General features: G+C 50.5%; 8 protein-coding genes. 1 reads left to right on the top strand and 7 read right to left on the bottom strand.

Annotated features, from left to right (window positions below):
* Positions 1 to 465 precede the first annotated feature (465 nt).
* The 7 genes from C8N36_RS12810 to C8N36_RS12780 form a co-directional block, all read right to left on the bottom strand.
* Positions 466 to 1,278: a DUF1217 domain-containing protein gene (locus C8N36_RS12810; RefSeq protein WP_097804925.1), complete on the bottom strand. Its 813-nt coding sequence runs from the start codon at positions 1,276 to 1,278 to the stop codon at positions 466 to 468.
* Positions 1,275 to 1,679, bottom strand: a complete 405-nt coding sequence (gene flbT, locus C8N36_RS12805) for a flagellar biosynthesis repressor FlbT (RefSeq protein WP_097804926.1) — start codon at positions 1,677 to 1,679, stop codon at positions 1,275 to 1,277. Before flbT ends, C8N36_RS12810 begins: the two co-directional genes overlap by 4 nt.
* On the bottom strand, positions 1,676 to 2,053 hold the full coding sequence (gene flaF, locus C8N36_RS12800; protein ID WP_097804927.1) for a flagellar biosynthesis regulator FlaF: 378 nt from the start codon (positions 2,051 to 2,053) through the stop codon (positions 1,676 to 1,678). The genes flbT and flaF overlap by 4 nt, the downstream gene beginning before the upstream one ends.
* A 73-nt stretch (positions 2,054 to 2,126) precedes the next feature.
* Complete coding sequence (locus tag C8N36_RS12795; RefSeq protein ID WP_097804928.1) at positions 2,127 to 3,446, bottom strand: flagellin N-terminal helical domain-containing protein; 1,320 nt, start codon at positions 3,444 to 3,446, stop codon at positions 2,127 to 2,129.
* Between the two features lie 189 nt (positions 3,447 to 3,635).
* On the bottom strand, positions 3,636 to 4,862 hold the full coding sequence (locus C8N36_RS12790; RefSeq protein WP_097804929.1) for a flagellin N-terminal helical domain-containing protein: 1,227 nt from the start codon (positions 4,860 to 4,862) through the stop codon (positions 3,636 to 3,638).
* Between the two features lie 202 nt (positions 4,863 to 5,064).
* Positions 5,065 to 5,412, bottom strand: a complete 348-nt coding sequence (locus C8N36_RS12785; protein ID WP_097804930.1) for a flagellar protein FlgN — start codon at positions 5,410 to 5,412, stop codon at positions 5,065 to 5,067.
* Positions 5,405 to 5,674, bottom strand: coding sequence for a rod-binding protein (locus tag C8N36_RS12780; protein WP_097804931.1), 270 nt, complete (start codon positions 5,672 to 5,674; stop codon positions 5,405 to 5,407). The genes C8N36_RS12785 and C8N36_RS12780 overlap by 8 nt, the downstream gene beginning before the upstream one ends.
* Positions 5,675 to 5,785: 111 nt before the next feature.
* Between C8N36_RS12780 and C8N36_RS12775 the strand changes: the two genes are divergently transcribed.
* Positions 5,786 to 8,143: a flagellar hook-length control protein FliK gene (locus tag C8N36_RS12775; RefSeq protein WP_097804932.1), complete on the top strand. Its 2,358-nt coding sequence runs from the start codon at positions 5,786 to 5,788 to the stop codon at positions 8,141 to 8,143.

Here is an 8,143-nt window from a genome sequence, read left to right as displayed (position 1 = left end):
ATACCGAGCTTGGCATACCTGTCACTGAGATCGTAGCCTAAATCCGTCTGGGGTTAGGGGGAGAACGTCCTAAACCCAATTTGTGCAACAAAGCCGTCCGAAGGTCTTCGCGTTGGCAATCGTTCTCGCTGCAATCGTCATTTACTGGTTATGAGTCCCGAGCCAAAGCTCCTAACCTGTCCGAATAAGGTGGGCCACTTCAATAAAATTCACAATGATTTTTTTTATTCGAATCGACGCAAAGTGATATTCGCCAAAATAATTTCGCCTTATATGTCAGACGACAACATAGAAGATGGGAACCTTCGATGCCTTCGCTCAATCCATTTTTGAAATTTAAAGCATCGGATTGCATATGTTATACATCCAAAAACCTTCTGGAAACTGTGTCAAACATTCTACAAATTCCAAGTGTCCACAATAGTGAGAGTAGGAAATCATTGAAGCAAGGTTCAAGCTGGGACCTCACCCAAAAATTGAAGTTCTAGGAATTTGTTGAAGCATTGTAAGAGCGACCTGGTTTGAAGAGCTGGTTGAAAAATTCTGAATTTGCTCCTGCAGCAAATAGGTTTGCAAAACTTTATTCATGATTTCGGGGTTGGCCAGATCGTCAATCTCACCAACTCCGAACCGAGATTGAGATTTTTCGCGAAAAACCTCTAATTGCTTGTCCAAATCAAGCTGTCCAAAGCTGGAGGGAAGACCCAAAGCCGTTTCAAAAACGTTGCGCAAGGCCGCAGTTCCCATTATTCGAAACCACTTTGTGTCATCAGATCCGGACTCCTCTGCAATAACGGGCAAAGCGCGTTCAAAATTCAGTGACAATCGTAAGGATTCATCCTGATCCCCTACCGCGATTTCAAATTCCTGTGCTCGGAACTTTGTTAGAATTTCATCCGGAAATTTGCTGAGCGAGGTTCTCGATCCGAGCGGGGAATCGAACGCGAAAGCTGTGGTAAATGTCTTGTATCGATCATCCGCCATACGATTGGCCAGGGAACCTGAATCGGAGATGCCTTCCTCTAAAATTTTCTTGATGAAGAATTTGTTGTCGAGGTCATCTTCAAGGCCGAAGGCACTCAAAGACACCCGTAGCAAACGCCGATCGGCAACCAAATCCTCTGCGGACTTGATGTTGCCAATATTTTCTTTGAAATACTCAGTGTCGCGAACCATCTCAGAACCGCTGTTGAAAACAGCTTTTTGAGTTTCCTGAGTAGACTTCAAAAATTGCCACCCAACGAGCCCGCTTCCAACAATTACCGGCTGAAAGCTCATCTTTGACTCGCGGCTAGTAGCCGGTCCTCTCTCGGAATCAACGCTCTCAATGCTTTTAGGCACTGATAAAATTGATCTCCCAACAAGGCATCAGTCGCTTGAGCTAGAAGCCTTCGACTATCGGAATCAACCAAGATATGACTCAACTCTTCAATTCGAGGAAGCAGTTGTTGCCGTGCTTCCAAAATTTCAGTGTCGCCGGTCAAAATTAGTTGCGCCGTATAGCACAATCGACGCACCGGTGTTTTTGCCTCTTCGGGATGAATTGCATCCCTGAGCCGCAACACATTTGCATTTGGTGTTACGATAGACATGCGGCTACGCCGGTCACCGTTCTCAATTACGGCCCCATTGATGAGAACCCTTTCGCGGGGCCCCAGTTTTAATACTAATCCACTCATCGTTTTGTCCTCCGACCACCAAGCCCTCTGAGGATGGCGGTGTTAATTTCCAACAGCGGGGCCAACCGGGCCTTGCGTGCCAACACTTTCCCCGTGTGCTGTTGAACAAATTCAGCAAGATAGAAGATTTGAGCGCGCAATTCTTTGGGCAAACCATTGTCTTTGTCCGCAACATCTATGGCTAGCGTCGTCCACAGTCGTTGATTGTCAGACAAGGCTGCAACTAACTTCGGATAAGATCTTGGCCCGGCTTCGGCTGATGATTTGATGCGATGCGTTACACGGGCGATCAATTCATACTCAGTGCCGCGAGGCGTTTGAGTTGTACGGGCGTTTTGGGAGTAGCCACGATGGGCCAAGGACTGAGCGTTCACTTCATAACCTTCTGGTTTGAAAACTAGGAATTTGAAAACTGAGGCCGGCTGAAACCGGCCTCAAATTGTAGTCTTAGCGGAAGAGGGACAGCAATTGCTGCGGTGCCTGGTTCGCAATTGACAGAGCTTGGACACCCAACTGTTGTTGGACTTGCAGGGCCTGTAAACGGGCGGAAGTTTCTTCCATATCGGCATCGACGAGCGACCCGATGCCAGATTTCAGTGCATCGCTCAGACCGGAAATAAAGTCGGCCTGAGTCTCGATACGGCCCTGGACGGAACCAAAGTTTGCGGCTGCATCTACCGACGTTTGGATCAGGTTCTCAATGTCGGCGAGGGCACTGTCCGCGCCGGTCTGACTTGTCACGTCAATGCCGGCCAAGTCTTCTAGGCCACCGCCGATTGTTGTACTTGCTGCAGCAAACTGCTCAGCGTTGACGGTGAAAACATCAGTTGCGGCACCATTGGTTGCGCCTGAAATGGTAATGGTATTGCCCGAAGCCGAAGCTGAGATACTCCGCCCCAAGGACCCCTCATCAGTCGAACTTTCAATATAAGAATTGAATTTGTCGGCCAAAGCGGAGGCAACATCCGCCATTGTGTCACCGTCACGGGCAACATATTGAAGATCACCATCAGAGGTATCAAGCAATGTGTCCAAGTTGCCACCATCTGCTGAAATCATGACTTGGAAACCGGATCCGGCGGTTACAGAATCGCCCGCCGCAGTGCCAAAGGCAACAGTTGTGGTATCAGCTGCCGATGTTGTCGAACCTGCGACTGCGTGCGCAACCTGAGTGGCGACCCCGTCCACAGCAATATCGTCAGTGGCTGCGGTTACTGCGGTTGCCGCATAGTTGATGGCCGAAGCACCGGTGCCAAGATCTTGTTTTGAAACACTGATATCCGAAGCCGTTACGCCATCTGCCGATCGGTCAAGAGATGCAAGAACATTGATGCTGCCGGATCCAGCAGTTGTATCAGTGTTCGCCAACAGGTTTAGACCGTTGAACTGTGCCGCGCCGACAACTGCGCCAATCTGATCGCGAAGTGCTGTAATATCCGTCTGGATTTTTTCACGGTCAACGTTTTCTTCTTGCGCTGCAACAATCTTGCCTTTGATGTCCGTCAGAAGGTCAGTTACGGTTTCTGATGCCTGACGGGCAACAGCCACAGTTGATTGACCCAAGTTTAAACTGTCGGAAATACCTGCAAAACCTTTTACGTCGGCTTCCATGACCTTGGAAATGGCCCAAACGGCAGAGTTATCTTTGGCGTTGGCAACCGATTTACCCGTCGAAATTTTCGACTGAGTATCAGCCATGCTAGAGTTGATCGATTTGAGCGTCTGCAGCGCAACCATTGCGCCATTATTTGTCAAGATACTAGACATATAGATCGTCCTTAGTTTTGAATTGGCGCTTTTGCGCCGGCTGCATTTGCCGATTTCGGCATCTTCAACGTCTTTCTGACGGATGCAGTTCCAAGGGTTGGTTGGACTGCGCCACCATTTTCAGGTGCAAGGAAAAGTGTCCGAGGGCATTGGTTTTAGCGTAACGCCCTCAGATCATGAGGTTTCTAATTACCGGAAGAGGGACAGCAATTGCTGCGGTGCTTGGTTGGCAATCGACAAGGCCTGAACGCCTAGCTGTTGCTGAACCTGCAGAGCCTGAAGACGTGCGGAAGTCTCTTCCATGTCGGCATCGACCATCGAGCCGATTCCAGATTTCAACGCATCAGACAAACCGGATACAAATTCCGATTGGGTTTCAATGCGCCCTTGGACCGAACCAAAGTTGGCCGCAGAGTCCACAGCCGTTTGGATCAAGCTTTCGATACCAGCCAAAGCGGCTTCGGTGCCAGCGTCGGTAGACACATCAAAACCGCTGAGAAGTTCCAAACCACCGCCAACGGTGCCGTCATTCTCAGCACTACTGGCCGCTTGGCTCGCATCTGCTGTTGCGACGGTAATTCCTGCACCGGTGTTGTTGGTAAAATCGATTTGGCCTGCCGTTGTGGCATTTTCAGCAAAACTGACATCAATCCCATCCTCAGCTGCCTGCACATTAAGACGCGCAACCATATGGTCGGTAACGTCCTGCAATGTATCACCTTCCCGGGCAACATAAGTAACGTCAGCGGAAAAGCCCATGCCGCCAGCAGAAGCCAGTTGATAGGACATACCTGCGGCCGGTGTGCCCGTCAGTGCAAGTGCTGCCCCTGTTGTCCCGTCAGCGACCGCATTGTTGTCACCGATGTCTGTCCCCATAGTGCCAGCCGTCGCAGCGCCGGATCCAAGGTCTTGCTTGCCGACATTGATGTCGGACGCAGCGACACCATCAGCGGAGCGGTCAAGCGATGCAAGAACGTTGATTGACCCCGTGCCGGCGGTCGTGTCCGTGTTGGCGAGCAGATTTAAACCGTTGAATTGGGCGGCACCGACAACGGCACCAATTTGATCACGTAATGCGGTGATATCAGTTTGGATCTTATCACGGTCGACGTTTTCTTCTTGCGCCGCAACGATCTTGCCTTTGATGTCTGTCAACAAATCGGTCACGGTTTCGGACGCTTGACGGGCAACTGCAACAGTTGACTGACCCAAGTTAAGACTATCCGAAATACCTGCAAAACCCTTTACGTCGGCTTCCATGACCTTGGAAATTGCCCAGACTGCAGAGTTGTCTTTGGCATTTGCGACTGCTTTGCCGGTCGAGATTTTCGACTGTGTGTCGGCCATGTTTGAGTTAATCGACTTGAGAGTCTGGAGCGCGACCATCGCGCCATTGTTCGTCAGGATGCTAGACATATAGATTGTCCCTACATTTCAGTGGCGCTTTTGCGCCGGTTGCATTTGCCGCGAACGGCATCTCTGACGTCTTTCTGACTGTTGCAGCTGTGGGCTTATCCAGGCTGCGCCACCGCTTTTCGGTGCAGCGCCAACCTGCCTGTGGAGTACTAACGGACCCCTAAGAGCGCTCTCAAAGATCCGTACGATTTGACGCAAATCTTCACGCCCTCCGCTCAAGTGTGTTGTTTTTAGGGGCATCGATGGTCGTACGACGACCAAATGCGTCATATGTGTCCATCGACCGTCGGATACGTTTTAGATCCCCAAGGCGCGCTGCCACGTTCCGAATTCCGGCCAGCGTTTGGTCATACAATTCTTGATTTCGGCGCATGCCGTCACGCAACGGGGCAAGCTGCTCGGGGGTGATTGGCTCTTCGGTTAGATTCTGAGCAAGCGCTTCTTTCTGTTCCAAAAGCTCGGAAATTTTTTCGAAATCACCTTCCAACAATGCAGTGCGTTCGGCCTGCAGGAGATCTTCTAGTTGCTGTGGCAATGTTAAATTACTCATCAATTCGTTCCTTTAAGGCGTGAAAAAGTGATTCCGCGAGGCCAATTCCCCCTTGGGCGGCCATTTGTTTGGCCTGTTCCAGCCGCATGAACGACGCAAACTGGTCCTCGCCAGCGCCGCCTCCAAATGCCTCTGGCGTTTTACCGATTCCAGCGGCCTTCAGCATTTCTGCCAAAAAGTTGGCTTCAAGTTCTTGGGCTGCTTTGCGCAAAGATTGGTCTTGTACAGAGACGGGCACAGGACGGGTTGGGGATATTTCCATGACAATTCTCTCCAATTCGACTCACTTACGCCTTTTTGGGGGGATCACGGTAAAGAACCGGTAAGGATCTGTGGATTAGATACAGGGTAAGGAAGAATTCCCGGAGCTCATATGCTTACTCAATTAACCACACTTTTGGGCCTAAGCCCAAATACCGCCCCAACAGAGGCCAAGATTCTTGAGGGGGGAGATGCCGACTTCGCAGAAGTGTTCGCGCGTATCGAAGCGGATATTGATCGACCGAAAGCCGAACAAAATATGGCGGATTTGATCCCTGAGGCTGAAGAGGTGGCGGAAGAAACTCCAGATGATGAAATCGTCGAATTGGACGAGAAATCTGATAGTGCGAAACGTCTTGACGAGAGGGTCGAAACCGCCGGGCTATCTAAAACCAGATTAGATAATCAGGGCGAAGATAAACGAATCGGCTTACTCGAGAAAGACACCAGTGGCGATCAAAAACCGGAAGATATGCCAGAAGTCTCGCATGAATTTGACAGTTTAGCACTGCCGAAAAGTCAGTCCAACACCGTTTTGAACACTGATCCAGAACCCTGGTTAACGCGGGTACAAATGCCCCTTGACAGAAGTCGAAACGCAGAAACACTCGACAAATTTCACGGCCTTTCATTTGCAGGCGAGAATGAGGCTCCTGCTCTGCCGGATTCGTTGTCGAGATCCGAGGTTCGAATTCAGGAGGCTCACCAACCCGTCACAAGACCGGAAAATCGGTCGCCAGAATTGCAGCAAAATGTTCCGACAACCAATAAGGTAGCTTTTGAAAGCGAATTAGCTCCAGTTGCACCTAAACCTGAGCCCGTACCGAACGTCGCGCCCGACCGTTTGCGGCGTCTAACAAGTAGCGACAGCGCGCCCATCCGGAACGACGGCATGCCTATTCGGAACAACAGAAATGACGCATCTAGTGAGCTTGAAGCACTTGGATTCTCAAGTACTCAGAGAGCGCCAACTGCAAAAAAAATTGTGCCCGCTAGGCAACCACTAACAGAAGAAAAGGCAGTGAGATCGGACAATCTGAATGCTAACTCCATAAGAGCAAACCCTTCTTTCTCAACTCATGACTTTTCAGTCGCGGCTCAAGACAAAATTCCGGCTGGCATGTTGAGTAGGGAAGCGGTTCTGCCTGAAAAAGCTTCAACATCGCGTTCTGAACTTCTCACGAGTGCCAATTCCGGCTCTAAAAGCGCGGGTGTTGATGTTCCACATGCTATTGAACAAAAAGTGCCTGCCACCCAAGATCCCGGTGTAGAAAGCGCACCACAAACCCCAAAGCCTTTGATGAATTTTGGTGATAACGTGATGCCGCCAACAGCTGAAAAACAAGCTCAGATTGTTGAACAAGAGAAGGTTCGCGTTCCCAGTCCAAACCAAAAGTTGGAGCCCCTTGGAACCATTATTCCTTCGGATTCCGTCCTGCATCCGGACGTGAAGCAAGACGCACGGGTTAAAGCGACGGCAAACATGACTACTGTAATGACGCAAGACATTCCGGCACCTTTGGAATTGAGTCCTCGCACTGGAGCAACTGATCCGAAGCCAAGCTATGCTACCTCTCTCTTGGATACGGTGGCCAAGATCACTACAGGTTCAGTTGAAAAATCGACGGATATGCAGGTTTTCGTTCGGCAAATGCAGCCTCGCGCAGAGCCGCTGTCCAACCCGATACCGTCGGATATTGATTCATCCGAAATCCCGAGCGAAGTGAGATCCCAGTTCATCACGCCGTCCACACAAGACAGCGGAAATCGTTTGGTGGCTCCTGAGCCCGATAAATGGACTAAGGAAGTCCAAAAAACAGAGCATTGGTCGGATCGCTCGTTGCGCGAGTCGCAACGGTCTGAACAGCCAATGATCGTGAAAACCAAACCCATGGAAAATGTTATTGCGGAGCCGTTAAACAAATTGGCTCAGCCTATTCCGTACATTCAGGCGAACAGCGTAATTTATCCATTCTTGGCAGTGGGCGAAGAGGAACTGGAAGCTTTGGAAATCGCGCTGCAGGCAACGTCGGGCGACCTGCGCAGCCAGCAGTCAACGCATGTTGCGCAGGGTTCAAATACGCCACCTCGGCCAGATCCTGCATTGATTATGCGCCAAGTCTCTGACGGCATCCAGAAACTTTCTGAAGCAGGGGGAGTCGAACTTAGGCTAAGTCCCGAGGAATTAGGCAGCGTTCGGATGCAATTCATCCAAGGTGAAAGCGGGTTGACGGTTCATATTAACGCGGAACGCCCGGAAACCTTGGATCTTATACGGCGCCATATCGATCAATTGGCAAAGGATCTTGCCGAAAGCGGTTTCGACTCCGCAGGATTTTCCTTTGGCGATGAAAACGCCAAGGGACAACACAAAGCGGGCTCGGCAAGTCTAGATGACATGCCAGAAGAATCCGTACCAACAGAACGCCTCGCCACCCAAGGGCTGGACGGGCTCGACATTAGAGTTTGA

Origin of the sequence: Pelagimonas varians (assembly GCF_003208435.1) — a bacterium.
GTDB lineage: Bacteria > Pseudomonadota > Alphaproteobacteria > Rhodobacterales > Rhodobacteraceae > Pelagimonas > Pelagimonas varians.
This window is presented reverse-complemented; position numbering and strand designations above follow the sequence as displayed.

Bases quoted from the DNA above. Each gene is read 5' to 3' on its own strand.
- C8N36_RS12810 (WP_097804925.1), bottom strand. From the start codon at position 1,278: ATGAGCTTTCAGCCGGTAATTGTTGGAAGCGGGCTCGTTGGGTGGCAA.
- flbT (WP_097804926.1), bottom strand. From the start codon at position 1,679: ATGAGTGGATTAGTATTAAAACTGGGGCCCCGCGAAAGGGTTCTCATC.
- C8N36_RS12795 (WP_097804928.1), bottom strand. From the start codon at position 3,446: ATGTCTAGTATCTTGACAAATAATGGCGCAATGGTTGCGCTGCAGACG.
- C8N36_RS12790 (WP_097804929.1), bottom strand. From the start codon at position 4,862: ATGTCTAGCATCCTGACGAACAATGGCGCGATGGTCGCGCTCCAGACT.
- C8N36_RS12785 (WP_097804930.1), bottom strand. From the start codon at position 5,412: ATGAGTAATTTAACATTGCCACAGCAACTAGAAGATCTCCTGCAGGCC.
- C8N36_RS12780 (WP_097804931.1), bottom strand. From the start codon at position 5,674: ATGGAAATATCCCCAACCCGTCCTGTGCCCGTCTCTGTACAAGACCAA.
- C8N36_RS12775 (WP_097804932.1), top strand. From the start codon at position 5,786: ATGCTTACTCAATTAACCACACTTTTGGGCCTAAGCCCAAATACCGCC.